The 26,483-nt window shown below is 60.8% G+C and carries 24 protein-coding genes and 2 pseudogenes; 17 read left to right on the top strand and 9 right to left on the bottom strand.

The features are described from left to right. Positions 1-40 precede the first annotated feature (40 nt). From NUH86_RS02580 to NUH86_RS02570, 3 genes are read right to left on the bottom strand one after another with little or no spacing between them, the layout of a single operon-like run. Positions 41-604, bottom strand: a complete 564-nt coding sequence (locus NUH86_RS02580; protein ID WP_096061615.1) for an RNA polymerase sigma factor — start codon at positions 602-604, stop codon at positions 41-43. Next, on the bottom strand, positions 601-1,041 hold the full coding sequence (locus NUH86_RS02575) for a periplasmic heavy metal sensor (protein ID WP_096061614.1): 441 nt from the start codon (positions 1,039-1,041) through the stop codon (positions 601-603). The genes NUH86_RS02580 and NUH86_RS02575 overlap by 4 nt, the downstream gene beginning before the upstream one ends. Beyond that, positions 1,038-1,319 carry a hypothetical protein gene (locus NUH86_RS02570; protein WP_141249473.1) on the bottom strand — a complete coding sequence of 94 codons (282 nt, stop codon included), beginning with the start codon at positions 1,317-1,319 and terminating at the stop codon, positions 1,038-1,040. Before NUH86_RS02570 ends, NUH86_RS02575 begins: the two co-directional genes overlap by 4 nt. A 128-nt stretch (positions 1,320-1,447) precedes the next feature. On the opposite strand from NUH86_RS02570, the gene copC reads away from it, so the two are divergent. From copC to NUH86_RS02510, 12 genes are all read left to right on the top strand, one after another. After that, positions 1,448-1,843 (top strand): copper homeostasis periplasmic binding protein CopC, encoded by a 396-nt coding sequence (gene copC, locus NUH86_RS02565; protein ID WP_096061613.1) that lies wholly within the window; start codon positions 1,448-1,450, stop codon positions 1,841-1,843. A 5-nt stretch (positions 1,844-1,848) separates the two neighbouring features. Further along, on the top strand, positions 1,849-2,760 hold the full coding sequence (gene copD / locus NUH86_RS02560) for a copper homeostasis membrane protein CopD (RefSeq protein ID WP_267251134.1): 912 nt from the start codon (positions 1,849-1,851) through the stop codon (positions 2,758-2,760). Positions 2,761-2,862: 102 nt separating this feature from the next. After that, the gene (locus NUH86_RS02555) at positions 2,863-3,078 is read left to right on the top strand and encodes a DUF2933 domain-containing protein (RefSeq protein WP_267251133.1); all 216 of its coding nucleotides are present in this window, start codon (positions 2,863-2,865) and stop codon (positions 3,076-3,078) included. 11 nt (positions 3,079-3,089) lie between these two features. Further along, complete coding sequence (locus tag NUH86_RS02550) at positions 3,090-3,740, top strand: methyltransferase family protein (RefSeq protein WP_267251132.1); 651 nt, start codon at positions 3,090-3,092, stop codon at positions 3,738-3,740. Positions 3,741-3,827: 87 nt separating this feature from the next. After that, positions 3,828-6,188, top strand: a complete 2,361-nt coding sequence (locus tag NUH86_RS02545; protein ID WP_323749000.1) for a heavy metal translocating P-type ATPase — start codon at positions 3,828-3,830, stop codon at positions 6,186-6,188. After that, a complete protein-coding gene (locus tag NUH86_RS02540; protein ID WP_267251131.1) occupies positions 6,185-7,408 on the top strand; it encodes an acetate/propionate family kinase in 1,224 nt (407 codons plus the stop codon). Before NUH86_RS02545 ends, NUH86_RS02540 begins: the two co-directional genes overlap by 4 nt. Positions 7,409-7,412: 4 nt before the next feature. After that, positions 7,413-9,797: a phosphoketolase gene (locus tag NUH86_RS02535; RefSeq protein ID WP_267251130.1), complete on the top strand. Its 2,385-nt coding sequence runs from the start codon at positions 7,413-7,415 to the stop codon at positions 9,795-9,797. Further along, positions 9,794-10,405 (top strand): histidine phosphatase family protein, encoded by a 612-nt coding sequence (locus NUH86_RS02530; RefSeq protein WP_267251129.1) that lies wholly within the window; start codon positions 9,794-9,796, stop codon positions 10,403-10,405. Before NUH86_RS02535 ends, NUH86_RS02530 begins: the two co-directional genes overlap by 4 nt. 225 nt (positions 10,406-10,630) lie before the next feature. Next, the gene (locus tag NUH86_RS02525) at positions 10,631-12,007 is read left to right on the top strand and encodes a hypothetical protein (RefSeq protein WP_267251128.1); all 1,377 of its coding nucleotides are present in this window, start codon (positions 10,631-10,633) and stop codon (positions 12,005-12,007) included. A 70-nt stretch (positions 12,008-12,077) separates the two neighbouring features. Beyond that, positions 12,078-14,501 carry a heavy metal translocating P-type ATPase gene (locus NUH86_RS02520; RefSeq protein ID WP_267251127.1) on the top strand — a complete coding sequence of 808 codons (2,424 nt, stop codon included), beginning with the start codon at positions 12,078-12,080 and terminating at the stop codon, positions 14,499-14,501. Positions 14,502-14,564: 63 nt separating this feature from the next. After that, on the top strand, positions 14,565-15,518 hold the full coding sequence (locus NUH86_RS02515; RefSeq protein WP_267251126.1) for a phospholipase D-like domain-containing protein: 954 nt from the start codon (positions 14,565-14,567) through the stop codon (positions 15,516-15,518). Further along, on the top strand, positions 15,407-16,000 hold the full coding sequence (locus NUH86_RS02510; protein ID WP_323749011.1) for a phospholipase D-like domain-containing protein: 594 nt from the start codon (positions 15,407-15,409) through the stop codon (positions 15,998-16,000). Before NUH86_RS02515 ends, NUH86_RS02510 begins: the two co-directional genes overlap by 112 nt. A gap of 169 nt (positions 16,001-16,169) precedes the next feature. On the opposite strand, the gene NUH86_RS02505 is transcribed toward NUH86_RS02510, so the two are convergent. Continuing rightward, a complete protein-coding gene (locus NUH86_RS02505; RefSeq protein WP_267251124.1) occupies positions 16,170-17,327 on the bottom strand; it encodes a glycoside hydrolase family 130 protein in 1,158 nt (385 codons plus the stop codon). A gap of 95 nt (positions 17,328-17,422) precedes the next feature. Between NUH86_RS02505 and istA (NUH86_RS02500) the strand changes: the two genes are divergently transcribed. After that, complete coding sequence (gene istA, locus NUH86_RS02500; protein ID WP_267251123.1) at positions 17,423-18,937, top strand: IS21 family transposase; 1,515 nt, start codon at positions 17,423-17,425, stop codon at positions 18,935-18,937. Further along, positions 18,924-19,355 (top strand): annotated as a pseudogene (locus tag NUH86_RS02495) (ATP-binding protein); the annotation flags it as partial. The gene istA (NUH86_RS02500) and the pseudogene NUH86_RS02495, both read left to right, overlap by 14 nt. A gap of 46 nt (positions 19,356-19,401) precedes the next feature. On the opposite strand, the gene istB reads toward NUH86_RS02495, so the two are convergent. After that, positions 19,402-20,262, bottom strand: a complete 861-nt coding sequence (istB, locus tag NUH86_RS02490; RefSeq protein ID WP_067739292.1) for an IS21-like element helper ATPase IstB — start codon at positions 20,260-20,262, stop codon at positions 19,402-19,404. Then, a complete protein-coding gene (gene istA / locus NUH86_RS02485) occupies positions 20,259-21,521 on the bottom strand; it encodes an IS21 family transposase (RefSeq protein ID WP_067739295.1) in 1,263 nt (420 codons plus the stop codon). The genes istB and istA (NUH86_RS02485) overlap by 4 nt, the downstream gene beginning before the upstream one ends. A 149-nt stretch (positions 21,522-21,670) precedes the next feature. Here istA (NUH86_RS02485) and NUH86_RS02480 point away from each other — a divergent pair. Then, positions 21,671-22,003: pseudogene (locus NUH86_RS02480) on the top strand (ATP-binding protein); the annotation flags it as partial. A 342-nt stretch (positions 22,004-22,345) separates the two neighbouring features. Then, positions 22,346-22,792, top strand: a complete 447-nt coding sequence (gene trxC / locus NUH86_RS02475; RefSeq protein WP_267251122.1) for a thioredoxin TrxC — start codon at positions 22,346-22,348, stop codon at positions 22,790-22,792. Positions 22,793-22,877: 85 nt separating this feature from the next. On the opposite strand, the gene NUH86_RS02470 is transcribed toward trxC, so the two are convergent. The 3 genes from NUH86_RS02470 to NUH86_RS02460 all read right to left on the bottom strand — a co-directional run bounded on the left by NUH86_RS02470 (position 22,878) and on the right by NUH86_RS02460 (position 25,448). Continuing rightward, the gene (locus NUH86_RS02470) at positions 22,878-23,282 is read right to left on the bottom strand and encodes a DUF302 domain-containing protein (RefSeq protein ID WP_267251121.1); all 405 of its coding nucleotides are present in this window, start codon (positions 23,280-23,282) and stop codon (positions 22,878-22,880) included. A 119-nt stretch (positions 23,283-23,401) separates the two neighbouring features. After that, complete coding sequence (locus NUH86_RS02465) at positions 23,402-24,103, bottom strand: VIT1/CCC1 transporter family protein (protein WP_267251120.1); 702 nt, start codon at positions 24,101-24,103, stop codon at positions 23,402-23,404. A gap of 172 nt (positions 24,104-24,275) precedes the next feature. Next, the gene (locus NUH86_RS02460) at positions 24,276-25,448 is read right to left on the bottom strand and encodes an MFS transporter (RefSeq protein ID WP_267251119.1); all 1,173 of its coding nucleotides are present in this window, start codon (positions 25,446-25,448) and stop codon (positions 24,276-24,278) included. A gap of 155 nt (positions 25,449-25,603) precedes the next feature. Here NUH86_RS02460 and NUH86_RS02455 point away from each other — a divergent pair, with 155 nt between their 5' ends. Next, the gene (locus NUH86_RS02455; RefSeq protein WP_267251118.1) at positions 25,604-26,476 is read left to right on the top strand and encodes a nickel/cobalt efflux transporter; all 873 of its coding nucleotides are present in this window, start codon (positions 25,604-25,606) and stop codon (positions 26,474-26,476) included. Positions 26,477-26,483 lie beyond the last annotated feature (7 nt).

Genomic DNA, 26,483 nt, shown 5'->3' with positions numbered 1-26,483 from the left:
CTGCCTGATACCTGTTGCGTACAGATACGCAGAAGTTGCGTCAGACCCTCAAAATTTCCTGCAAGTTATTGCGTGCGCGGTGGAGCCGCGTTTCGACAGCTTTTTCGGTAATGCCCAAAAGCACGGCAGTTTCCACCTGCGAAAGCCCCTCGACCGTGCGCAGCACCATTACGTCCTTGAGCTTAGCCGGAAGTCTGCTCATTGCGCTAAGAACATTGGCCAGTTCCTCACGATCGCTGGCTTCGCGTTCAACATCGGCCGAGAGATCGACCGGATCAGGGGCGCTTTCCAATGGCGTAGCAAACGAGAAGAGCGCGCTCACCTTTCTGCGCCGTGCCCAATCACGACATTTGTTGAGCGCAATACGGGTCAGCCAGTGCCTGAGCGGCCTCGACTGATCGAAGCGCCCCAGCGCGGCAAATCCGGCAATGAAGGTCTGCTGGGCTATATCGAGAGCTGCATCGTCGTCGGCGGTATGCGCCCTGGCGAAACGGAAAATGGCATCGCGATGCCGACGCAACAATTCGGTATAGGCGGTTTGCCTTCCTCCGATCGCCAGAGCTGCCAGTTCGCCGTCCGAACACGCACCAAGATCGAGGCTCATTTTGCCTCGGCGGTCAGCGCCTTGACCACTGCGTCATCAAATTGCGCGGCCTGTTCCGGTCTCAGCACACTGCGCATGGCGAATATGTGCTCGAGCGTTGCCTTCTGGAGTTCTCCCATCGCCTGATGCGAACGGTCGATCGCTGCGCTGACTTGCGGGCCATAGCCGCGCTCGGTCTGGATAGCCTGCGCGAGGCGGGAGTTATCCGCTCGCAGTTCCAGTTCGAGCGCCTGCCGCTGGATGGCAAATTGCGCTTCAAGGGCTTCGATCTTCGTTTCCTGGCCAGAATCCAGATCGAGTTTCTCGTGGAGGAGGTGGTGAAGCTCGCTTTCAACTGGCGGGGGCGGAACAATGTAGCTGCGGCCCACAAAGACGCCTGCCAATGCCGCACCAAAGGCGATGAGGATAACCAGCAGGTAACGGGATCGATTGTTCATTCCGCACTCGTCAGCAGCGTCGACGGGGCCAGCGCCGCAGGCGCTCCCAGCGGAAACGAATTTGACGCTGCATTCGCAGGTGCACCAGGAATGGCGGAACCCAAAAGCCCGGTAACGAGTGCGACTGCGGCCGCTGTTGCAAACAGCCCGCCTGACTGACGACCGCCCGCAGCCAGTTCCCGCTGCAACCCGTCAAGTACCGCAGCATCTATCATGCTCAGGCGCGGATCAACCGGAAGGTCTCGCAATCGGGCAAGTGCGCTTTCGATATCTGTCATTTTTCCTCTCCAAACTCGTCAGCCTTCATACGCAACGGAAGGACCAATCCCTCAAATTATTTTGGGCTGGAATGTGAGGGGTCAGGGCGCGACCCGCGTATTGCCTGCAGATATCCCAGGAGTGTTGCATGAAGACCATCAGATCGATCGCCACCGCCATCGCTGCGATTGCGATGACAACGGCCGTTCCCGCGCTGGCTCATCCAAGGCTGGTATCCTCGATCCCCGCCGCGCAGTCAGCGGTACAAAATGCGCGCCAGATAACCCTTCGCTTCTCCGAACGGCTGATGCCGCAACTGACAGGTCTGGAAATTGCGCCTGCCGGTATGTCCCATGCTGATCATGCGGCTCACACGGGCATGGCTCCGTTGCCCGCGATCCGGACGAAATTTTCGTCCGACGGCAAGACACTGATCGCTACTTTTGCGAGGGCCTTGCCACGCGGGGCCTATACCGTGACCTGGCATGCGGTGTCGGCTGACACGCATCGAATCCAGGGCCAGTTCGCCTTCTCCGTCAGGTAGCAGATATGTCGGAGGGGCCGGTCATAGCCATACGCTTCGGTCTTTTTGCAGTTGAAGGACTTCAACTGGGCGTGCCGCTGTTCGGTCTTTATGCGTTGCGCCCGTCGGAACGCAGCCTGCTCCCATTCCGGGCTTGCCTGATCCTACTGGGGCTCGGCGCAGTAGCGCTGAACATTCTGGGTTTTACCCTGTGGATAGCCAGCATGTCAGGCACATCCATCGATACCATCGATCCTGACCTTGCCCGTACAATCCTGCTGACGGCTCCCGTGGGCTGGGCCTTTGCACTACGCCTTGCGGTCACCTTGCTTGCCCTCGCTCTCGTCTTGCTGGTTTCGACGAACAACACGAACGCGCTGACTGGGATTGCCGCTCTGAGCAGCATCGCTCTCGCATCACTGGCGTGGAACGGACATGGCGTTGCTACCGAAGGCGCGCTGGCGTGGCCTCACCTGATTGCCGACATTGTGCATCTGCTGGCCGCTGGCGTGTGGCTGGGCGCGATTGCCTGCCTCTTCTATATGGTGGCCCGTCCGAAGCCTTCGCTCGCTGATCTGACCGTAGCCGAACGATGCCTCAGAAATTTCGGTGTCTTAGGGTCGCTCGTTGTCGCACTGCTGATTGTCACAGGGCTAATCAACGGGTTCGCTATTCTCGGCGGCCAGCCTCTCGGTCCCGGCATCGGTTCCACCTACATTGTCCTGATGGTGGTCAAGCTGGCGCTGTTCGGTCTCATGCTTGCGCTCGCAGCGCTCCACCGGTTCCAGCTTGTTCCCGCAGTGGAACGCGCCACCGACCACTCAAACAAAGCGATGACCATTCGCCGAATAAGATCAAGTATGGTCGTCGAACTGGCTGCTGCGTTCCTGATCCTTGGCCTGGTCGCATGGCTGGGAACGCTGGAACCAGGCTGGTGACGCGTCGCATTCCATCTTCACCTGCCAGCGCAGGCCGTCAGTCATCCCCTCATTTGAAAGGACCATTCCATGTCAGAGCATGACCCCCATGGCGGTGGAAAGATGTCCGGCCTCGCCAAACTCGTCTTCGGCGGCTTCGCGATCGTGGCTGGCTACTACCTCTTCACCGAGCACACCGTGCACCTGCTGAGCGCCTTGCCGCTCCTGCTCTTCCTGTCCTGCCCGATCATGCACCTCTTCATGCATCATGGTCACAAACACGGCGGTGGTCCGCCGTCTGGCAAGACGCAGGGGGCCGGCGACGCCGGCGCACAGTGATGGAGGGCACGATGGCCATGCATCAGATGCAGGGCTTCGGCCTGTGGGGCCTCGCCTTCGTCAACTCGGTGGTGTTCATCCTGTTCGCTCTGAGCTTTTTCAAACCGCAATTGGCAAGGGACTGGCGTAGCTTCAGCGCGTTCAGCGCCTTTCTCGTCGCGCTCTTTGCCGAAATGTATGGATTCCCACTCACCATCTATCTGTTCGCCGGCTGGCTCCAGTCGCACTATCCCGGCGTCAACTGGTTCTCGCATGACGCCGGCCATCTGCTCGAGATGATGTTCGGGTGGCGGGTCAACCCCCACTTCGGCCCATTTCACATGGCCAGTTTTGTCCTGATTGGTGCTGGGTTCTGGATGATCTCGGTGGGCTGGGCTGTACTCCATGCAGCGCAACAGCGCGGCGCAATGGCGACCACCGGCATCTACGAACGGCTCCGGCACCCGCAATACGTCGGCTTCATCCTGATCCTGACCGGGTTTCTGCTGCAATGGCCAACGCTGCTGACGCTGGCCATGTATCCGGTTCTGGTCGTGATGTACGTCCGCCTCGCCCGTCATGAAGAAAAGGCCGCCATTGCCGAATTTGGCGATGCCTATCGCGGCTACATGGGGCGCACGGGTAGCTTCTTTCCAAAATGGCGAACCCGAAGCGCAGATTGAGCGGTTTCCCTTGTTACTGGCAAAATAGTCGCTTGACCCTGACATTATGTCAGACCCCACATGATGATGCGTTGAAGGAGAATCGATATGGCATCGACTGATCACAAGGCGCACCAACATGGCGCAAGCTGCGGCGGCGGCGCGAAAACAGGCGCAGAAAGCGCGACAGATCCGGTCTGCGGAATGAAGGTGGACCCTGCTGCCACCGAACACCACGCAACCCACGCGAGACAAGAATACCATTTCTGCAGCGCAGGCTGCCAAACCAAGTTCGTCGCCCATCCTGATCAGTATCTGTCTAAGAAGGTCTCACCGCCGGTGCCCGCCGGCACCGGTGACGTCATCTATACCTGTCCGATGCACCCCGAGGTCCGGCAAGTCGGCCCCGGTTCCTGTCCGATCTGCGGGATGGCGCTGGAGCCGGAAACTGTGTCGGCCGATCCCGGTCCCAATCCTGAACTCGCCGATATGACCCGCCGCTTCTGGGTGGCATTGGTGCTTACCCTGCCGGTCTTTGCCCTTGAAATGGGCGGCCACCTTACAGGCCTCATGATGCTCGTCGGCAAGCAGACATCGAACTGGATCCAGTTCGTGCTGGCGACGCCGGTTGTTCTGTGGGCGGGTTGGCCATTCTTCACACGCGGCTGGGCCTCGCTCAAGTCGCGCCACCTCAACATGTTCACGCTGATCGCCATGGGGGTCGGTGTCGCCTATCTCTACAGCCTCGTCGCGCACTTCGCGCCGTCGCTGTTCCCCCCGGCTTTCCGCGACACGATGGGCACAGTGCCCGTCTATTTCGAAGCTGCGGCCGTCATCACCGTGCTTGTCCTGCTGGGGCAAGTTCTGGAGCTGCGCGCGCGTGAGCGCACCTCCGGCGCGATCAAGGCGCTGCTCGACCTCGCACCCAAGACCGCGCGCAGGGTTACTGCTGATGGTCAGGACGAGGAAGTCACGCTCGACCTCGTCGTTGTGGGCGATCACTTGCGCGTCCGTCCGGGCGAGAAGATTCCTGTCGATGGTGTGATTGCCGAAGGGCGGGTCTCGATCGATGAATCGCTGGTCACCGGAGAATCCATGCCGGTCACAAAGGAGGCTGGGGCCAAAGTCATCGCCGGCTCGATCAACAAGACCGGCAGCTTCGTCATGGTCGCCGAGAAGGTCGGCGCCGAGACGCTGCTTGCGCGCATCGTCCAGATGGTGGCCGAGGCGCAGCGCAGCCGCGCGCCGATCCAGCGCATGGCCGATCAGGTCTCCGGCTGGTTCGTGCCGGTGGTGATTGCGGTTGCACTGATCGCTGCTGCGGCATGGGCCCTGTTCGGACCGGACCCGCGCCTGACCTATGCGCTGGTCGCAGCAGTATCCGTGCTGATCATCGCCTGCCCCTGCGCGCTGGGCCTCGCCACGCCGATGTCGATCATGGTGGGCGTCGGACGCGGCGCGCAGGCAGGTGTCCTCATAAAGAATGCCGAAGCACTCGAGCGGTTCGAGAAGATCGACACGCTGATCGTCGACAAGACCGGGACTCTGACCGATGGGCGTCCTGCAGTCACTGCTATCCGCACCGTCAGCGGATGGGATGAGAGTGAGATATTGCGCCTTGCCGCGAGCATTGAGCGCGGCAGCGAACACCCGTTGGCCGATGCCATCCTGCGCGCCGCTCAAGACCGCAAGCTGGTTCTGGAGCAGGCGAGCGACTTCGACTCTCCGGTCGGGCGCGGCGTCACCGGCACGGTGTCGGGCAAGCATGTCCTGCTCGGAGGCCCACGGTTCATGGCGGAGCAGAAAATCGATACGACTGCGCTTAACGAAGCAGCCGAAGCGATGCGCGCCGAGGGCGCAACCGCAATCTTCGCAAGCGTCGATGGGAAGATCGTCGGGCTTCTGGGCATCTCCGATCCGATCAAGGAAACCTCGGCTCAGGCAATCCGCGAGTTAAAGGCCGATGGCATCCGCGTTGTCATGATGACCGGCGACAATCGCACCACGGCGCTTGCGGTTGCAGCCCGCCTCGGCATCGACGATGTCGAGGCCGAGGTGCTTCCCGAAGACAAGGCCAGCGTCGTCCAGAAGCTCCGCGCCGAGGGCCGCAGCGTGGCCATGGCCGGGGACGGCGTCAACGATGCCCCGGCATTGGCGGCGGCCGAAGTCGGGATCGCGATGGGAGCCGGCGCGGATGTCGCCATTGAAAGCGCGGGAGTGACCTTGCTGCAAGGCGATCTGAACGGCATCGTCCGGGCGCGCCGCCTGTCGCGTGCGGTGATGCGCAACATCCGCCAGAACCTCGTGTTTGCTTTCGCCTACAACGTCGCCGGCATTCCGATCGCAGCGGGCGCGCTCTATCCTGCCTTTGGCTGGATGCTCTCGCCCGCCATCGCGGCTGCGGCCATGGCGCTGTCTTCGGTGAGCGTCATAACCAATGCCTTGCGCCTGCGGATCGTCCGGCTGTGACCGACTTGTCTCATCATGTCCTGACGATCAACGTCGGCTCGTCGAGTATCAAGTTCGCCTTGTATCAGATGGACGACCCGCCAAAGCGTGGACTACATGGCAAAGTCGACCGCATCGGCCTGCGTGGAACCACCTTCGGTTTCGATGAACCCGCCGGGAAGCGTCAGGACGATCGGGGCATCGGTGACCTCGATCACCGGTCGGCGGCCAATTTTCTGCTCGACTGGCTGGACAAGCAGGTGGGTCTCGCGTCGATCACGGCGGTGGGCCATCGCGTAGTCAACGGCGGCGGCAGTTACCGCGAGCCGCATCGCGTCACGCAGGAACTGCTGGGCGAGATGCACCGTATCAGCGCCTATGCCCCGGAGCATCTGCCTGCCGAGATCGGTCTAATTGAAATGATCCATGAGCGGATACCGGGCCTGCCGCAGGTGGTGTGTTTCGACACGTCGTTTCACCGGGATATGCCGCGTGTTGCCAAGATACTTCCCATTCCAAGGCGCTTCGCAAACAAGGGCGTCGAGCGCTACGGCTTTCACGGCCTGTCCTATGAGTTTCTTATGGGAGAGCTCGCACGCGTGGCAGGCGCCCAGGCTGCCGAAGGGCGGGTGATCCTGTGTCATCTCGGAAATGGGTCGAGCCTTGCAGCGGTCCGCAGCGGCAAGAGCGTTGACACCAGCATGGGCTTTACCCCAGCGGCAGGCGTACCCATGAGCACGCGTTCCGGCGATCTGGATCCTGGTCTGGTCTGGTACCTGGCGCAAACCGAACAAGTAACCGCGCAGCAGTTTCACAGAATGATCAACCATGAGTCGGGGTTGCTAGGCGTTTCGGAAACGAGCTCCGACCTGCGGGATTTGTTAGGCCTCGAGGCGAGCGATGTTCGGGCTGCCGAAGCCATTGCGCTGTTCTGCTACCAGGTAAAGAAGTGGATCGGAGCCTTTACCGCCGCGCTCGGCGGACTGGACACGCTCATCTTTGCGGGTGGCATCGGCGAGAACGCCCCCGCAATCCGCGCACGCATTTGTGATGGTCTCGACTATCTCGGCGTCCAGTTTGATGAGATCCGGAACGCAGCCGGAGAGGCGGTTATCTCAGCCGCTTCAAGCCAGGTCGAAGTGCGCCTGATTCGGACAGACGAAGACGTAATCATAGCAAAAGCGGTCTTCCGAATGCTTTCCGGCACCGATCCAAGCCGCATCTCTCAATCCGAGGAATAGGTCCATGAACAAACCCCTGTCGTCGGAACTCGTCGCAAATATGAACGCCTATTGGCGTGCGGCCAACTACCTCTCCGTCGGACAGATCTATTTGTACGACAACCCATTGCTGAAGACCCCCTTGACGCTCGATCACGTGAAGCCCCGGCTGCTTGGTCACTGGGGCACCACTCCTGGGTTGAACTTCATCTACGTTCATTTGAATCGCATCATCAACGAGCACGACCTGAATGTGCTTTACGTCACTGGACCGGGACACGGCGGCCCGGGGCTGGTCGCGAACACCTATCTGGAGGGCACCTACAGCGAATTCTACCCGGACATCTCGCAAGACGAACAGGGAATGAAGAAGCTGTTCACCCAGTTTTCCTTCCCCGGAGGCATTCCGAGTCACGTGGCGCCGGAAACCCCTGGCTCCATCCATGAAGGTGGTGAACTCGGCTATTCCCTGGCACACGCCTACGGCGCCGCGTTCGACAATCCTGACCTTCTTGTGGCGTGTGTGGTGGGCGATGGCGAAGCCGAAACCGGCCCGCTCGCCACCAGCTGGCACTCGAACAAATTCCTCAATCCGGTGCGGGACGGCGCGGTCCTGCCTATTCTGCATCTCAACGGCTACAAGATTGCCGGCCCCACCGTGCTTGCCCGCATTCCTCGTGACGAGCTCGAATCCCTGTTCCGCGGCTACGGCTACACGCCATACTTCGTCGAGGGCGACGACCCGATGGAGATGCACCAGCTCATGGCTGCGACGCTCGACACCGCGATCGCAAGCATCAAGGGCATCCAATGCGAGGCCCGCGCTAACGGATTCAAACAGCGCCCGCTCTGGCCCATGATCATCCTGCGCTCACCGAAAGGCTGGACGGGTCCGAAGGAAGTCGATGGCAAACCGACCGAGGGGACCTATCGTTCGCACCAAGTGCCGATGGGCGACATGAGCCACCCCGGCCATGTGAAGATCCTGGAAGAGTGGCTAGAGAGCTATCGCCCGCACGAATTGTTCGACGAGACGGGCAGGCTCCGTCCCGAACTGGCCCAACTGGCTCCGAGCGGCACCCGCCGGATGGGAGCCAACCCGCATGCCAACGGCGGTCTCCTGTTGAGCGACTTGCAGCTGCCAGATTTCCGCAATTACGCCGTGAAGATACCGAAGCCGGGCAGCGTGAGTGCCGAGTCCACGCGCGTCCAGGGTGAACTGATCCGCGACGTGGTGAAAATGAATCCGGAAACTTTCCGAGTTTTCAGTCCAGATGAGACCGCGTCAAACCGCTGGGGCGCAGTGTTCGAGGTGACGAGCCGCTGCTCGACCGCCGAAATCGTTCCGGGCGACGACCACGTCGCGCCCGATGGCCGGGTGATGGAAGTATTGAGCGAGCATCAGTGTGAAGGATGGCTCGAAGGCTACCTGCTCACAGGACGGCATGGCTTTTTTTCGTGCTACGAAGCCTTCATCCACATCATAGATTCGATGTTCAACCAGCATGCCAAGTGGCTCGACGTTGCGAACCACGTTCCATGGCGACGGCCGATTGCGTCTCTGAATTACCTGCTTTCATCACACGTATGGCGGCAGGATCACAACGGCTTCAGCCATCAAGACCCTGGCTTCATTGACCACGTCATGAGCAAGAAGCCGGAGGTCATCCGCGTCTATCTGCCGCCCGACGCCAATACCCTGCTTTCCGTGACGGACCACTGCCTGCGCAGCCGCAATTATGTGAACGTCATCGTCGCCGGCAAGCAGCCGTCGCCGCAATGGCTCGATATGGACGCTGCCATCAAACACTGCACCGCAGGGTTGGGCATCTGGGAATGGGCGAGCAGCGACGAGGGCGGCGAGCCTGATGTGGTGATGGCCTGCGCCGGGGATGTGCCGACCATGGAGACGCTGGCTGCGGTGGAGTTGCTAAGACAACATTTCCCGGCGCTCAAGATTCGCGTCATCAACGTCGTGGATCTGATGGCTCTGTACCCCCAGAGTGTGCATCCCCACGGCCTTCGTGACGAGGATTTCGATATCCTGTTCACCACGGACAAACCGATCATCTTCGCCCACCACGGGTATCCCTCTCTGATTCATAAGCTGATGTATCGTCGAACCAACCACCACAATCTGCACGTCCATGGCTTCAAGGAAGAGGGCACGACGACGACACCTTTCGACATGGCGGTACTTAACGGACTCGACCGTTTCCATCTGGCCAAGGACGTTATCGATCGCGTGCCGGAATTGGGTCCCAGCGCCGGCTACCTCGCCCAATTCATCCGCGACAAACTCCTCGAACACCAGCACTACATCCGGCAACACGGCGAGGACATGCCAGAGATTCTTAATTGGAAATGGGGAGCGAATGGTGCGGGAGCCAAGAGCGCCCAGCCCACATGAGCGACATCCTTCCCGAGGTCTATCTTGCCAGGCATGGTGAGACCGCCTGGAGCCTGAGCAGGCAGGCGACCGGCCGCACGGATATTCCGCTGACCGATCGGGGCGAGCACGATGCGCAAGAGATGGGTGCTGTGTTGCAGGGCCTGAGCTTCGTCCAGGTGCTCACCAGCCCGTTGCAGCGCGCGCAGCGAACGGCAGAATTGGCGGGCTTCGGCGATCGCGCACAGCCCGATCCCGATCTGATGGAATGGGACTACGGTACGTACGAAGGTCGGCGCACGGCGGAGATCCAGGCCGAGCGGCCCGGTTGGCGTTTGCTCGAGGATGGCTGCCCTAAAGGAGAAACGCTGCAAGCTGTGAGCGCGCGCGCGGAGCGTGTGATCGATCGGATCCGGACGCAGAGGGGCAATGTTCTCATATTCGCACATCGCGACATCATGCGCGTTCTCACCGCACGTTGGCTCGGCCTGCCGGCGGCTAATGCCCGCCACTTCTTTCTCACGACGGCATCACTCAGTATTCTTGGCTATCATCACGATCTGGGTGAGCCGGTCATTCGTCTTTGGAATGACGCCCGCCATGTCGACACGGTACAACAAACGAAATAATTTCGATCTTCGAGCATGCGCAAGAGATGAAACAAACGATTTTCGAACTCATACCGGCTAGGTCAAGGAATTCGCCGACCTGATGACTATACGGCTTCGAGAGACATTTTCAATAACCCGCTTGTCAGCAGCGCATTCATGATGACGCCAACACCAGCCGAATTTGCTTCATCTGCTTAGGTTAAGCGTTCATGCTGCCAAAAATTGATCCCAGAAAGGAATGAGGTGTCGGCCACTGCACCCCCAAACGGCTTGCTGGCTGCTACGGATGCAGTGGCAGAGCAGCTTAACTTGGGTTGCTTCTGCATCTCGCTCGACCGCAAGGAGTTGGGAAAAGCCCTGGACAGAGCGGTCCGGATAGAGGGTTTTGCGGAGCGGCTGAGTGCGTCGCATCCGACGCTGTTTTCAAGTGTTCCCGTGTTCGTGCCATCTGCCATGCTGGCCAAAATGATGCTGATAGTCGATGCCGTTGAGGGGGCAGCACAATTGCCGGCCTATCGTGCGGCAGCCTTAGCCTATGCACCACCTACTGCCAGGCTGAACTTCGGGCCGGTTGGGGCATTCATGGGCTATGACTTTCACCTCGCTCCCGACGGTCCGAAACTTATTGAGGTGAACACAAACGCTGGCGGGGCCTTCCTCAATGCGTTTCTGGCGGGGGCGCAGCACGCCTGCTGTCCGGAGGCAGAGTTCCAGGTCCGCCCCCTAACCGAAAGTGACTTTGCCGAACGCGTGACTCGCATGTTTGCAGCCGAATGGCAGCTGCAGCGGGGCAGCGGCCAGCCGGCGCTGATCGCAATTGTCGATGACCTGCCCGAGCAGCAGCATTTATACCCGGAGTTCCAGCTGGCGAAGGAGATGCTGGAAGGACAGGGCATCCCTGCAGTGATCGTTGATCCCTCAGAATTAGGATTCGACGGACAGAAACTCACAGCTAACGGGCGTACGGTCGACCTTGTCTACAACCGCCTTGTCGACTTCTCACTTGAGGAGCCGCGACATGCCGCACTCCAGGCCGCGTACCTTCAGGACGCAGTCGTCCTGACGCCGTCGCCCCACGTGCACGCGCTGTTCGCAGACAAGCGCAACCTTGCGCTGCTGTCAGAAGATGCACGGCTGGAGAAGTGGGGGCTTTCAGCCGCACGACGAGCCGTTCTGCGTAGCGGCCTGCCGCGGACCGCTGTCGTCACGGCCGCTAATAGCGGGGATCTCTGGCGCGAGCGTCGGGACCTGTTTTTCAAGCCGGCTCGCGGTCACGGCAGCAAAGCGGCGTATCGAGGTGACAAGCTCACGCGCCGGGTGTGGGATGAGATCGTCAGCGGCGAATATGTCGCGCAGGCATTCGCCGCGCCCACTGCACGCAATGCAACCCTGGCGGGCGAAAGCATCGCTCTCAAGACTGACATCCGACTATACACTTATGCTGGAGAGCTGCTGCTCGCCGCAGCACGGCTATATAAAGGCCAAACCACCAACATGCGGACTGCAGGGGGCGGCTTTGCCCCCGTACTGGAAGTGACCGGCCCTGTATCTTGCCTGGAGCAAGCTTGCGGGCAGGTCCGTCAACCATCCACACCGGGATCAACGATTAGAATGAGCTGAGATATGCGGCGGCCATGCGCTTGGAATTGATTCCCGCTGGCGACACTCAACGCAATAACGGAGGCCTGCCATGCAAACCATCACGCTCGAAACCCTCGGATTGTTCCAAGCCCTTGACCATCTTGCTGTCGAGAAACAGCTGCTGAAACTTCAGGGAGTGTCGAGCGCAGTGGCCAATCCGGCCTCCGAAGGCGTGACAGTGGTTTTCGACGAGAAAGTGACTAGCGCCGCCGATTTGCGCGAAGAAATCAACAATTGCGGCTTTCATTGCGGCGGTCGGCTGGTTCCCCGGCACGTGTGTGTGCGAGACGCAACGGTCGATCCCGACGGTCAGATCAGCCGCAACGGGTCGAGCTCTGCGCATCACAGTCATGAGGCTCACGTGGAGTCCGCACCAAAAGCGGCCGCTGGAACCGCGCGGCTGGAACCCGTTCATGACGCGGTGGCGCACGAAATGGGTCATGGCGCCGGAATGGACATGGCGGCGATGGCGCGCGACATGCGCAATCGGTTCATCATCAGCCTTATTTTCACCCTGCCAATATTCGCGCTTTCGCCGATGGGCCTGGACCGCCCGCTGTTGAGGCCAATGTTCGGACTCAGTCTCGACGTCACTCTGTTCTTGCTCGCGAGCGCGGCGATCCTCTACCCGGTCTGGCCCTTTGTGGTGGCGGCAATCCGGGCTCTGCGCAACGGCATCCTCAACATGGCTGTGCTGGTGTTGCTGAGTGTCGGCACCGGCTATTTGTTCAGCGTCGGGTCGACTTTTTTGTTCAAGGGGCAGCAATTCTTCGAAGCCTCAGCGGTCCTGCTCGTCTTCATTCTGCTGGGGCACTGGCTCGAGATGCGCGCCCGCGCGGGAGCCTCGGCGGCGATCCGCGCGCTGATGGATCTGGCCCCCCCGATGGCAACGGTGTTGCGTGACGGCAAGGAAGTTGAGTTACCGACTGCGGAGGTATTGGCCGGCGATGTCGTGCTGATCCGGCCTGGCAACAAGATCCCGGTCGATGGCGAGATTCTCGAGGGCAAGTCGGAAGTCGATGAGTCGATGCTGACGGGGGAATCGATGCCGGTGTCAAAGGCGCCCGGCGATGCCGTCATCGGCGCCACGATTAATCGCAGCGGCAGCTTCCGCTACCGTGCGACCAAGGTCGGTTCTGAGACGGCGCTCGCTCAGATCGTCAAGCTCGTCCAGGAAGCCCAGAACTCCAAGGCACCGGCCCAGTTGCTCGCGGATAGAGCCGCACAATGGCTCGTGCTCGCCGCAATCGTATTCGGGCTAGCGACCTTTGCCGTCTGGTATTGGGTATTGGGAAGCACATTGCTGTTTGCGCTTACGCTGACGATCACCGTGTTCGTGATCGCCTGCCCCGACGCGCTCGGCCTCGCCACGCCAATGGCCATCATGGTTGGCACAGGTCTTGGCGCCATGAACGGTATATTGTTCAAGAATGCTGCCGCGCTCGAGGACGCGACCAAGCTCGACGTGATCGTCTTCGACAAGACCGGAACGCTTACGATGGGCCAGCCCAAGGTAGTCGAGGTCGTCACGGCAGAAGGGTACGCCGAGGATGAAGTGCTGCGCATGGCAGGTGCAGTAGAGCGCAATTCGGAGCACCCGCTCGCGGTCGCGATCCTTGAAAAGGCAGCCGGCATCGTGCTGCCCGACGCCCGCGACTTTGCCAATCGCGAAGGTAAGGGTGCTACCGCCGAAGTCGAAGGCGCAACGGTCGTGCTCGGAAACCGGCGTGTGATGGAGGACGAGAAGATTGCGTTGGGCGAACTCACCGAACCCGCCGAGCGACTGAAAGGTGCGGGTCGTACGGTCGTTCATGTGGCGCGCGGCGGCGAAATTATGGGATTGATCGCAATCGCGGATGCGGCACGTCCAACTGCCAAGGCTACCGTCGCGGCGCTGCGCGATCGCGGGGTCAAGGTCGCGATGCTCACCGGCGACAATGCCGGCACCGCCAAGCGTATCGCCGACGAACTCGGGATCGATATCGTGCTTGCCGATGTGCTGCCCGGCCAGAAAGCCGACAAGGTCAAGGAACTACAGGCGCAAGGCCAGCGCGTCGGCATGGTCGGTGACGGCGTCAATGATGCCCCCGCCCTCACCCAGGCCGACGTTGGCTTCGCGATCGGTGCCGGCACCGACGTGGCCATGGAAAGCGCCGATGTTGTCCTGATGAAAAGCGATCCCTATGACATTGTTGGCGCCATCGCTCTTTCACGAGCGACGCTGCGCAAGATGCACCAGAATCTGTGGTGGGCGGTGGGCTACAATGTCATTGCTTTTCCGCTCGCCGCGGGTGTGCTCTACCCGGTCCTGCTCAGCCCAGAAATCGCTGCGCTCGCAATGTCAGGCAGTTCGGCGCTGGTTGCGATCAATGCGCTGATGTTGAAGTGCACCCGCCTAGTGGGGATCACCCGCAGCAGCATGACGGGCGGCAGCCCGGTAACACCTGTCGAGGTTGCTGTAGCGGCGGCTTGAAGCTCCCTTGTTGACGACCGCCGGGCCACACGAAACATCGATCAGTAGACCTGTGATCCGATCATGAACGCAATTGCCTCTGATCCATTTGCCCTCGCCTATATAGTGGTCGAGTGGACAATTCGCATCACGATGCTGGCCGTCGTACCTGTCCGACGTTCGCCTGATGCGGCGCGTGGATGGTTGCTTCTTGTCTTCTTTCTGCCGTTGCCTGGGCTCATTCTTTACCTGCTGATCGGTCGGCCCTCCTATCCGCGCTGGCGGAGGCAGCGGTTCACGGTTGCCAAGGAGCTTCTCGCGAGCGCCACGCACAAGATAACGCAATCTCAGCATTGCTGCCGGCCACAATTACCGGAACGATTCTTGCCGGCCTCGCTCCTGATCGAACAGCTTGGTCAGTTTCCTACGCTCGGCAGCAACAGCATTGAACTTCTGGCCGACTATGAGGGTGTGATCGATCGCCTGATCGCCGACATCGAGCGGGCCTCCGACCATGTCCATGTCCTCGTCTATATCTTCGCCGATGATCACACCGGCAACCGGGTGATCGAGGCGTTGCTTCGGGCAGCCGCACGCGGGGTCGCCTGCCGGGTACTGATCGATGCGCTCGGCTCCCGCCCTTGGGCGCGTCGGCTCATCCGACGCCTCGCATCCGGCGGCGTCGAGATTGAACGCGCGCTACCCGTCACCTTTTTCCGTCCGCGCTCGACGCGAGCGGATCTTCGCAATCATCGCAAGATCGCTATCATTGACGGGCGCTACGGCTACATCGGCTCACAGAATCTCATCGCGGCGAATTTCGCGCCAGAGGTGGTCAATCGCGAGATGGTTGGCGAGCCCATGGACCGGTTGTACTCGAGCTTCAGGCGGTGTTTGTTGCCGACTGGTTCCTGGAAACCGGGCGTGTGCTGGACACACCCAATCTCTTCCCGCATCATCATCGACGGGCCGGGGTTATCGCCCAGTTACTGCCCAGCGGACCCGATTATCCGGTTGCCGGTGCCGAACGGCTATTAGTGGCCCTGGTCCATGGTGCGCACCGCCGCATTGTGATCACAACCCCATATTTCATTCCCGACGAAGCGCTGCTGCAGGCGCTTCAGACGGCTGTTCTGCGCGGCGTCGAGGTTCACCTCATATTGTCCCGCATCACCGATCATCCCCTCGTCAGCCTCGCGCAGCGTTCTTATTATGACGAACTTCTGCGCGCTGGCGTAGCAATCCACCTATTCCGCGAAGGCCTGCTCCACGCCAAGCATCTCAGCATTGATGACGAGATTGCCGTCATTGGATCAAGCAACATCGATATCCGGTCATTTCTCCTGAACGGCGAGGCCAGCCTGATTCTCTATGATCCGGTCGCAACGGCCAGCCTTCTAGCCGAACAAACATCCACTATCGCCAGGAGCGATCGCCTGGTTTCGGAGGAATGGGACCAGCGGTCGCTGCCGACAAAAATTATCGAGAATATCGCGCGCTTGGTCAGCCCATTGCTCTAACGGAGTGGTTCGGCAATTGAGATTGCCTGCCTGATCCGGTCAGGACCGGATGATCGGTCGCGAGCGCTGCTGCACTGTCCGAAATCATCTTGCGCACCGCCTTGGCGGCTTCTGACCGGTAGATAGTGATGTGGCTTTCGCGGTCGAACGGCCACCGTCTCGTGAGAATCTACTCCATCACGCTGAGCAACCAATCGATCGATAGTGTTGCAAAGGTGGTGAGCGAATCCGCGACCGCATAGGGCAATACCAGCGTCCGCCCGTGCAACAGTGAGCCGCAGCTGTAGGCGACATTCGGGACATAGCCGTCTCGAGTCATGCACGTCGGGACGATCAGTGGCTCGGTAGTACGCGCGAGGAGCTTGGCCGGGTCGTCCTTGTCGAGAAGGCAGGCACCCAGGCAATAGTTTCGCACAGACCCAACGCCGTGGGTGATTACGAGCCATCCCTCGTCAATTTCAATCGGAGAGCCGCAATTGCCGAGCTGCACGAACTCCCAAGGCCACCGTGGCTTAATGATGGCGCTACCCGAATCCCAATGGTAGATTTGGTTCGACTGCAGCAGCCAGATGTTCTCATGGTCCTGGCGACCAAGCATTGCATAGTTGCCGTCAATCCTGCGCGGGAAGAGTGCCATGCCCTTTGTGGCCGCGTACCGCCCGCTTAAGGCGTTGAGCTCGAATGTTATGAAGTCGGTGGTCCTTAACAGCTCCTGTCGGATCGATTCGCCGCCGACGGCCGTATAGGTGCCGAGATAGGTGGTGGTCCCGTCATCTTCAGTGAACTGTGTGAGACGTAAGTCCTCAAGGCCATGGCGTTGCCGATAGGTGACGGGGAAGATCACCACAGCCGAGAGATCCTCATGATCCCGGCAGAACAACCGCACGCCGGGGTCATCCGGAGCTCCGCCAGGCGTTAATTCTATGTACGGCGAAATCGCAAACTCGCTGGGCGGTTCGACCTGTATTTCATCGCCAGGGCCGAACAAACCAGTGCGGAAGGTGATCGACGAGACATGTCCCTCGCCCACTGCCCGCAGCGACAGCACGAACCGGACCGATCCGTCGGGCACGCCTGACTGGTCGGGATGCGGGACCATACTCGGATTGAACAGCGCAACTGCCTCGAACGAATACTCCTCGGTGAAGTAGGCGCCAATCAAGAGCCGCTGTTCCAGCGTAGCGGAGTGCACATCCGACGCAGGATCGCAGATCTCGTGAAACCGCCGCTCCAGGACGGCTTCCATATCACGGTGACGACCGGCGAGGCTTGCTCTCACACGCTTCAACTCGTCATTTTGTTCCGCCTCGTGTGGACCGGCGTGCAAAAGGGACCCCGTTAGCGGGGTGATCGGCGTCTAAAAGGGACCCCTCATTCTGATGGTGTAGCGGGCTGCCTGGTTTTCCAGGTGGCGAGATCGGGATGTTGGTGGTGGAGACAGTCGTTCGGATTCGGCGCGAGCACGCCAGTGGGAAGGCGATCAAGGCGATAGCGCGGGATCTGCGGCTGTCGCGCAAGGTGGTGCGCAAGGCGATCCGGGCGCCGGAGGGGGCGTTCGATTACCACCGCACTGTGCAGCCGCTTCCCCGGCTTGGGCCGTTCCAGGAGCGGCTCGATACGCTGCTGACCGAGAACGAGGCGCGGCACCGGCGCGATCGGCTGCGGATGACGCGGATCCATGATCTGCTGCGCCGGGAGGGCTTCGAGGGGTCCTACGATGCGGTGCGGCGCTACGCCCGACGCTGGACGGAAGCGCGGCGCAAGGATGCGGGCGACGGCGCGCCTGCCTTCATCCCGCTGCTGTTTCAGCCCGGCGAGGCCTACCAGTTCGACTGGAGCCACGAGGACGTGGAGATCGCCGGCAAGCCGATGCGGGTGAAGGTGGCGCATATGCGGCTGTGCGCGTCGCGGGCGGTCTACGTCCGGGCCTATTCGCGCGAGACGCAGGAGATGGTGTTCGATGCCCATGCCCGGGGCTTTGCCTTCTTCGGCGGCGTTCCGCTGCATGGGGTCTACGACAACATGAAGACCGCGGTGACCTCAGTGTTCGTCGGCAAGGAGCGCTTGTTCAACCGCCGCTTCCTGGTCATGGCCGACCATTACATGGTCGAGCCCACGGCCTGCTCACCGGCGGCGGGATGGGAGAAGGGTCAGGTCGAGAACCAGGTCCAGACCATCCGGGGTCGCTTCTTCCAGCCCCGCCTGCGCTTTGCCAGTATCGAGGAGCTCAACGGATGGCTTGAGGCCGAGTGCCTGCGCTGGGCCGCGATGCACGCCCATCCCGAGCAAAAGGAGCTGACCGTTGCCGAGGCGCTGGATCTAGAGCGACCGGCCTTGCAGCCGATGCTGGCGCCGTTCGACGGCTTCCACGAGACCGCTCATGCCGTGACTGGCACTTGTCTGATCAGCTTCGACCGCAACCGGTACTCGGTCACGGCCAAGGCCGCGCGGCGGGCCGTCCAGGTCCGCGCCTATGCCGACCGCATCGTCGTACGCCTCGGTGACGAGGTCATCGCCGAACATGCCCGGCACTTCGGTCGCGATCGGACGATCTATGATCCCTGGCATTATCTCCCCGTCCTGGCCCACAAGCCCGGTGCCTTGCGGAACGGCGCACCCTTCCAGGGCTGGGACCTGCCGCCGGCACTGGCGCGGCTGCGCCGCAAGCTGGGCAGCGGCGACGAGGCAGACCGGCGCTTTGTGCGTGTGCTGGCAGCCGTGCTGACCGACGGCGTCGACCCGGTCGAAGCCGCGGTCCGCGAAGCGCTCGATGCCGGTGCCGCCAGCGACGAGGTGATCCTCAACATCCTGGCCCGATACCGCGAGCCGGCATCCGAGCGGCCCCTCGACGTGGTCGTCGATCTCAAGCTCAGCCATCCGCCGATGGCGGACTGCGCCCGCTACGACACGGTGCGAGGCCTCGATGCAGCGGCATGAGATGATCGAGGCCATGCGCGGGCTCGGCCTCAGGGGCATGGCCGGTGCGTTCGACGAGGCGGTCACCACCGGGCTGCAGCGCAAGCGCACGACCCACGAGATCCTGACCGACCTGCTGCGCGCGGAAGCGGCGCATCGCCATGCCGCCTCGATCCGTTATCGCATGACCGCGGCCAAGCTGCCCGTGGTCAAGGACATCGATGCCTTCGTGTTCGAGGGCACCCCGATCAACGAGGGACTGGTGCGTTCCCTGCACGCCGGTTCCTTCCTGCCAGGGCGGCGCAATATCGTGCTCATCGGAGGAACGGGGACGGGCAAGACCCACCTGGCGACCGCGATCACCGCCAGCGTCGTCTGTGCCGGCGCCCGCGGGCGCTACTTCAATACGTGTCAACGGGCGCCGAAGATTCCGCAAAAGTGGGCATCTAAAATTCCCTAGTTTGGCGGGACGGTTGTGTCGGTGATCAGCCGTGATGGAGATCGGGATTTTCCTTTGCTGGCGGGCGGCCACGCCGTTTGGGCAAGGGCGGCGGGTTGATGGACGGTGCCATGCGCGCATGCTCGGGCAGCAGGTCAGCGTGCTGTCGCATGCGATAGCTGGAGCCCTCGATCTGGATGACCACCGCGTGGTGAAGGAGGCGGTCGAGCAGCGCGGTGGCCACCACCGGATCGCCAAAGACATCACCCCATTCGGCAAAGCCGCGGTTGGATGTCAGGATCATAGCGCCCTTTTCGTATCGGGCATTGACGAGTTGGAAGAACAGGTTGCCACCGCCCGGCGTAACAGGGAGATACCCGATCTCGTCTACGACGAGCAGCGCGGATCGGCATAGGAAGCGGATCCTTTCGCGCAGCGTGCCCTCCCGTTCCGCCTTGGTCAGTGAAGCGATCAGATCGGCGAGCGGGATGAAGTAGACGCTCTTGCCCGCCTTCACGGCCTCGACTGCAAGAGCAGTGGCGATATGGCTTTTTCCGGTACCGGGCGGACCCAACAGATGCACCACCTCGGCCCGGTTGATGAAGTCCAGGCCAGCGAGCGCCAGGATGCGGTTCCGGTCGAGCGATGGCTGGAAGGAGAAGTCATATCCGTCCAGCGTCTTGATGATCGGCAGCCTTGCCATGCGCAGGGCCGCCTTGATCCTGCGGTTCTCCCGGAGCGATAGTTCTTCGTTCAGCAATATGTCGATGGCCTCGATGCCATCGATTTTGCCCTGCTCTATGCCGCGCAGGGTGGCGTCGAGCATCTCCAGAGCGCGTGGCATTTTGAGATGGACCAGGCTGCGGCGGATATTATCGACGCGGGATGCGGCACCCCCTTGGTTCATGGCCGTTCTCCCCGCGCCAGTTGGCTGCCGATCGCCTGATAGATGGCCAGGGAGCGCACAGCGACATGCTCGCCTATACGACCGATGGCGATTACCTCTTTGCCATGGATACGGCGCTTGGCGCCGCTGCCGCCTGTCCGATGCGCAGGATCGATCCTACACTGCCGACGCCCCTCAAGAACCGGGTGCTCGGCAATGACCTGGCCCAGGTCTACGATCCTGATCTTGTCAGGCAACTGCTGGATTTCGACGACGCGCCGAGTGCGATCGGGAACGCTGTAGTAATTGCCGCCGACAGAGACCATCCCATCATGGCTGACGCGGCGCTCCAGCTTCAGAACGGCGTCAAAGCGACCCGCCGGGAGCAGCTGCAACTCAGGCTGCTCGGCGGCGAAGGCTTCAACAATAATCCGCTGCGTCGTCCCGTGGACACGGACATTGGCGACGGTATCGAGCCAGTCGATTAGCTGGACATTGAGATCGTCCAGATTGCGGAAGCTGCGGCCCAGGAAGAAGTCCTTGCGGATATAGCTGAACGGCCGCTCGACCTTTCCCTTGGTCTTGGCCCGATAGGGACGGCAGGCGCGTGGCACGAAGCGGTAATGCCCCGCCAGGGCCAGCAATGATCGATTGTAGATGATATGGCCCTGATCATCTTCGCCGGTTACGGCGGTTTTCATGCGATCGTAGAGGATTTCGATCGGGACGCCACCGAGCGCTTCAAAGGCCTGCATATGACAGCGCAACAGAGTTTGGAGATCCTGGTGCATGACGTAGCGTGCAAACAGGAAGCGCGAATGTCCCAGCACCAAGCTGAATAGCCAGACGATCCGGCTGACGCCGGGCTCATCGGTAAATTCGACGACGAACCGGGCAAAGTCGACCTGTGCCTGCACGCCAGGCGGCGTCTCGAACCGAACCTCGAAGGGCTTGGGGCCGTTTTCCGGTCGAATCGCTGCCAGGAACCGCTTTACCGCAGTATAGGCGCCCATATACCCCAGCTCACGGATTTCCCGCGTCAGACGCGCCGCCGTCAGATCGGGAAAGGCCACCACTCGCTCACGCAAAAATTCTAGATAGGGTGCCAGTTTGTTCGGTCGACCCAGCATGCGTGGGCCGTAAACCGGGGCCTCGACACCCCGTTCGATATATTTTCGGATGGTCTTGGGATCGCGACCAGTGCGTCGGGCAATGGCGGATATCGATACGCCCTGCCGATGTAATTCGAGGATCATCATCAATTCTCCAAGTCGGATCATCGGCCCCGTCTCCGCGTCTGCAAAGGAGATGAGGACAATGTCGGCTCATCTCATTCTGCCGGGGCTAGCCCCGGCAGAATGAGATGAAGGGGCCACCAACTAGGGAATTTTCAAAGCCCACTTTTGCGGAGAATTGCATGACCGATGACAATACGGTCGACCTGGTCACCCGGCTCGAGGAGGAAGCCCGCATCGGCAAGGCGGGCGCAATGGCCGCGCAACTCAGCCGGCTCGACGTCGTGGTCCTCGATGAGTTGGGTTACCTGCCGTTCGCCCGCTCAGGCGGGCAGCTACTGTTCCACCTGATCAGCAAGCTCTACGAGAAGACCTCGGTCATCATCACCACCAACCTGGCCTTTGGCGAATGGCCCACCGTCTTTGGCGATCCCAAGATGACCACAGCACTGCTCGACCGCATCACGCACCATTGCGATATCGTCGAGACCGGCAACGACAGCTGGCGCTTCAAGCACCGCAGCTGAACCGAGCCGACCCCGAAAAACGATCTTCGCGCTGCTGCCGCCTCCGGTCGGGCTACGCCCTCCCTACACCGCCAGCAGCGCGAAACCTGCGCCCAGCATCAACCGATCCACATAACCGCAAGGGGGTCCCTTTTGCGCGCCGATAGGGGGTCCCGATTGGACGCCGATTGACAAATTGACGACGAACCGAGGGTCGAAGTCGTTTTATTGGACCTGATGCCGTCGAGATATGACGCAACCCATCATCCAAGAGTCGACCCAGACCGACATTTTCAAATCTGCCCGCTTTGTGCCTTAACCCATTACGTATGCGTACCCATCTCAGCAGCACGAGGTGATCAAATGCCAACTCAAGATGCGATGCTCATCATTTGCCCATCTTGCTCGACGGCAAACCGGGTTCCGAGGGATAAGCTTCTCGCGGGTGGAAAGTGTGGCCGGTGCGGATCACTGCTCTTCCTTGGGCAACCCGTGATCCTCACCGCAGCCAATTTCGATGCACATGCCGTAAAAAGCGACATTCCCCTGCTCGTTGACTTCTGGGCGTCCTGGTGCGGTCCCTGCCAGCAGATGGCTCCCGCCTTCAATGCCGCCGCCGGTCAACTCGAACCCAATGTGCGTCTAGGCAAGGTGGACACGGAAGCCGAAAAGGCCGTTGCCGCCCGCTACGGCATTCGTTCGATCCCGACGTTGATCCTTTTCTCAAAGGGGCGGGAGGTCGCCCGCCAGTCTGGCGCGATGCCAACTACTGCCATTGTCTCTTGGGTGAGGCAGGTCCTCTCCGCTTAGGTATATCCCTGAACGCGGCGAGCAGACGAGAGACGCGGTGCAACGGTGTTTTGGATCGAACTTTCTTTGGTGTTAGGCCCAAGGCTCATGAAGCTGCGGGTTCAGATAATCGCCCGATTGCCCGTGCGAGCTTTTCACGAACGACCTGCGCGGCCTTCGTCAATTCAGGATTGTCGATCGCCTGCATCGAGGCCACCGGGTCAATCGCGGCCACTTCAACCTCGCCAGAGTCGGACTGCTGAACAATCACATTGCAGGGCAGCATCAGCCCCACCTTGTCTTCCAGCTGTAATGCCTCATGGGCCAGGCCCGGATTGCATGCCCCAAGGATCGTATATGGCCGGAAGTCCACGTCGATCTTCGATTTGAGGGTCTGCTGGATGTCGATCCGGCTGATGACACCAAACCCCTCTGTCTTGAGTGCTGCCTCGGTGCGCGCGATGGCATCATCGAACGGAACCCGAAGCTTGGCGGCCATATAGTAGGTCATCGTTGATCCTCTCATATCCGAAATCCCGGCATTGTCGGACTTAGTCTGTTTTACGAGCCCTGACATGTTGCGCGTACTGTGAGACGTAGTCACCTCACCCGACGTAAAAATGCCGGTCATCATACGACTGTGCCGAAGATCGCCCCAATACCCGCGGTCAGTGCCATGGCGAGAGCGCCCCAGAAGGTTACGCGCAAAGTAGCTCTGAAAACGTTGGCACCGCCGGCCTGTGCCCCGATGCCTCCGAGCAAAGCGAGGAAAACCAGCGAGGCGATTGAGACACCCGCAACCAGTAAAGCGCGTGGCATCAGCAATACCATAGCAAGGGGCATCGCGGCGCCAACCGCGAATGTTGCCGCCGAAGTCAGGGCCGCCTGGATCGGGCGCGCGGCGGTGACTTCCGAAATGCCGAGTTCGTCCCGCGCATGGGCGCCGAGCGCATCTTTCGCCATCAGTTGGTCGGCGACCTGCCGCGCAAGGTCAGGCTCGACGCCACGCTCCGTGTAGAGACGGGTCAGTTCTTGACGTTCGAATTCCGGCTGAGCGGACAACTCCGCCCCCTCCCGAGCGAGATCGGCTTGTTCGGTGTCCGACTGGGAACTGACGGAGACATATTCACCCGCCGCCATCGACATGGCCCCAGCAACAAGGCCAGCGACGCCTGCGATTAGAACCTCGGAGGTAGCGGCGGATGCTGCTGCCACGCCTACGATCAGGCTGGCGGTCGAAACGATCCCGTCATTGGCCCCGAGAACGGCCGCCCGCAGCCAACCTATACGAGAGACGAGATGGCTTTCCGGATGTTTGTGAAGGCGGGACACCGGCATTTCTCCTGGTAATGACTTCGAACTACATCACAAACGAATGATCTGGAGCGGGTTGCCAGAATCATGCGCATTCAGAACAATCTGCAGGGCAAGGCCAAGGCTAAATAGGGCATCATGGTCCCATATCGCTCGCCTTGCTTCTGAATTGGTGCCTCCCGGCAACTGTTTACTTCCTCGACGCCATTCGTCGGAATAGGATCAGTAAAGCAGCGATTCCTGCAAACCCGCCACCCGCGATAAATGTTGCCGACGGTCCGGCATAATCCCACAACACTCCCGCGAGCACACTGGCGGCCAGCATCGTGATACCGGTTGCAAGATTGAATATGCCAAAAGCCGATCCTCGCAACGCCTCCGGCGCACGCTCGGCGACAAGCTGGGCCAACAAACCTTGAGTCAGTGCCATGTGCCCGCCCCACAGCGCGATCCCGGCAAAGGTACCGACAAGCCCCAGCCGCGATGCCAGAAATATATCTGCGACGACAAGGCAGGCTAGGCCGCAGAGCAAAGGCCGTTGCGTCCCCCCATTGTCGGCCAAGGCTCCGGCGGGATAGGCGCCGAGCGAATAAACGAGGTTCATGACGACCAGGACGAGCGGTGCCAGCGCCAGCGGCAAGCCATCATTATTGGCCTTCAGAATGAGGAATGCTTCGCTGAATCGGGCCATTGTGAACATCACGCCGATGCCGACTACCGCCCAGAACCCGCGATCCAGATTTCTCAGATCCCCTATTCGCAAAGGCACATGCACTTTGACATTCGGCAATTCGCTGCGTCGGCCCTCGATACCGAAGATGACCAGAAGCACGGCAATAAGACCCGGAAAAACCGCGACCCAGAAGACAGCTCGCATGTTGTCGGAAAAGATGGCCATCAGGCCAATTGCAGCAAGTGGGCCGGCGAATGCTCCAACGGTATCCAGGGCTTGCCGTAGGCCGTAAGCCCTGCCCCGAATTTCGAGCGGAGTGACATCAGCAACCAACGCGTCACGAGGCGCACCGCGCAGTCCCTTGCCGATCCGATCGATGAACCGGGCTCCAAGTACGGGCATGGGCCCGGCGGCAAGCGCGAACAACGGCTTGGACAGCGCACCAAGGCCGTAACCCAAAAGGATCATCGGCTTTCGACGCCCAATTCGATCGGACAGATAACCTGAGAACATCTTGGAGATAGAGGCCGTCGCCTCTGCGATGCCATCAATCACACCAACCAGCGCCACACTGGTGCCCAAGGTCACCGTCAGGAACAAGGGCAGCAGCGCGTGGACGATCTCCGACGAGATGTCCATGAACATGCTGACCAAGCCGAGTGTCCAGACAGTTCGGGAAATCTTCGGCAAATTTGCGTTCTTAAACGATGCCACCGTGCTTCCTTCCTAGGCGCTTAGCCACGCCGCCGTCAGCATCATACCCCGTCCTATACCGCACATAATTACTGCCAATAGCACCATTGTTCTGCCGTTGCCATATCCTCCCCAGGGGGATACAGAAGCTTATGACCGACTTCACCTACCTCCTGCAGCAGGGCGGCGCTCACGCGTGGCTGTTCATCCCCAGCGCCATCCTTTTGGGTGCACTGCACGGGCTCGAGCCCGGCCACTCCAAGACTATGATGGCTGCCTTCATCATCGCCGTGCGGGGTACGGTCAGGCAGGCGGTCCTGCTGGGACTGGCCGCGACATTGTCGCATACGGCCGTCGTGTGGCTGGTCGCGCTGGTTGGCATGTGGGTATTCGGCGGTCTGCGCGCCGAAGATACCGAGCCCTATTTTCAGCTGGTGTCGGGCCTGATCATCATCGGCCTTGCCATCTGGATGCTATGGCGCACGCGCCGCGAACAACAAGCGGCCAGCCACTTCCACCATGAGCACGATGGCCATCATCATGACCATGACCATGGCCATCACCATCATGGCCATGATCACGCCCATGATCATGAACCGACCGACGAGGAAGTCCATGCCATCGAACTGGCAACCGGCGGCTACGTCGATGCCCACGAAATGGAACACGCCGAGGACATCCGCCGCCGCTTTGCCAATCGCGAGGTGACGACAGGCCAGATCGCCCTGTTCGGGCTGACGGGCGGGCTTATTCCGTGTCCCGGCGCAATCACCGTGCTGATGCTGTGCCTGCAGTTGCAGAAGGTCGCCTTGGGCGCGGTCCTGGTGGTCAGTTTCAGCGTCGGCCTTGCCCTGACCATGGTGGCATCGGGTGTGCTGGCAGCGCTCAGTGTCAAGCACATGGCGCAGCGCTGGTCAGGCTTTGGCGAGATCGTGCGCAGGGCCCCTTACGTGTCAGGCATTATCATCCTGGCAGTCGGCGCCTATGTCGGACTCAGTGGCTGGATGCATCTCGCCGCCACATGATCAGGAA

Source organism: Sphingobium sp. JS3065, from assembly GCF_026427355.1.
GTDB lineage: Bacteria > Pseudomonadota > Alphaproteobacteria > Sphingomonadales > Sphingomonadaceae > Sphingobium.
This window is presented reverse-complemented; position numbering and strand designations above follow the sequence as displayed.

Bases quoted from the DNA above. Each gene is read 5' to 3' on its own strand.
- NUH86_RS02580 (WP_096061615.1), bottom strand. From the start codon at position 604: ATGAGCCTCGATCTTGGTGCGTGTTCGGACGGCGAACTGGCAGCTCTG.
- NUH86_RS02575 (WP_096061614.1), bottom strand. From the start codon at position 1,041: ATGAACAATCGATCCCGTTACCTGCTGGTTATCCTCATCGCCTTTGGT.
- NUH86_RS02570 (WP_141249473.1), bottom strand. From the start codon at position 1,319: ATGACAGATATCGAAAGCGCACTTGCCCGATTGCGAGACCTTCCGGTT.
- copC (WP_096061613.1), top strand. From the start codon at position 1,448: ATGAAGACCATCAGATCGATCGCCACCGCCATCGCTGCGATTGCGATG.
- copD (WP_267251134.1), top strand. From the start codon at position 1,849: ATGTCGGAGGGGCCGGTCATAGCCATACGCTTCGGTCTTTTTGCAGTT.
- NUH86_RS02555 (WP_267251133.1), top strand. From the start codon at position 2,863: ATGTCCGGCCTCGCCAAACTCGTCTTCGGCGGCTTCGCGATCGTGGCT.
- NUH86_RS02550 (WP_267251132.1), top strand. From the start codon at position 3,090: ATGGCCATGCATCAGATGCAGGGCTTCGGCCTGTGGGGCCTCGCCTTC.
- NUH86_RS02545 (WP_323749000.1), top strand. From the start codon at position 3,828: ATGGCATCGACTGATCACAAGGCGCACCAACATGGCGCAAGCTGCGGC.
- NUH86_RS02535 (WP_267251130.1), top strand. From the start codon at position 7,413: ATGAACAAACCCCTGTCGTCGGAACTCGTCGCAAATATGAACGCCTAT.
- NUH86_RS02530 (WP_267251129.1), top strand. From the start codon at position 9,794: ATGAGCGACATCCTTCCCGAGGTCTATCTTGCCAGGCATGGTGAGACC.
- NUH86_RS02520 (WP_267251127.1), top strand. From the start codon at position 12,078: ATGCAAACCATCACGCTCGAAACCCTCGGATTGTTCCAAGCCCTTGAC.
- NUH86_RS02515 (WP_267251126.1), top strand. From the start codon at position 14,565: ATGAACGCAATTGCCTCTGATCCATTTGCCCTCGCCTATATAGTGGTC.
- istA (WP_267251123.1), top strand. From the start codon at position 17,423: ATGTTGGTGGTGGAGACAGTCGTTCGGATTCGGCGCGAGCACGCCAGT.
- istB (WP_067739292.1), bottom strand. From the start codon at position 20,262: ATGAACCAAGGGGGTGCCGCATCCCGCGTCGATAATATCCGCCGCAGC.
- istA (WP_067739295.1), bottom strand. From the start codon at position 21,521: ATGATCCGACTTGGAGAATTGATGATGATCCTCGAATTACATCGGCAG.
- trxC (WP_267251122.1), top strand. From the start codon at position 22,346: ATGCCAACTCAAGATGCGATGCTCATCATTTGCCCATCTTGCTCGACG.
- NUH86_RS02470 (WP_267251121.1), bottom strand. From the start codon at position 23,282: ATGACCTACTATATGGCCGCCAAGCTTCGGGTTCCGTTCGATGATGCC.
- NUH86_RS02455 (WP_267251118.1), top strand. From the start codon at position 25,604: ATGACCGACTTCACCTACCTCCTGCAGCAGGGCGGCGCTCACGCGTGG.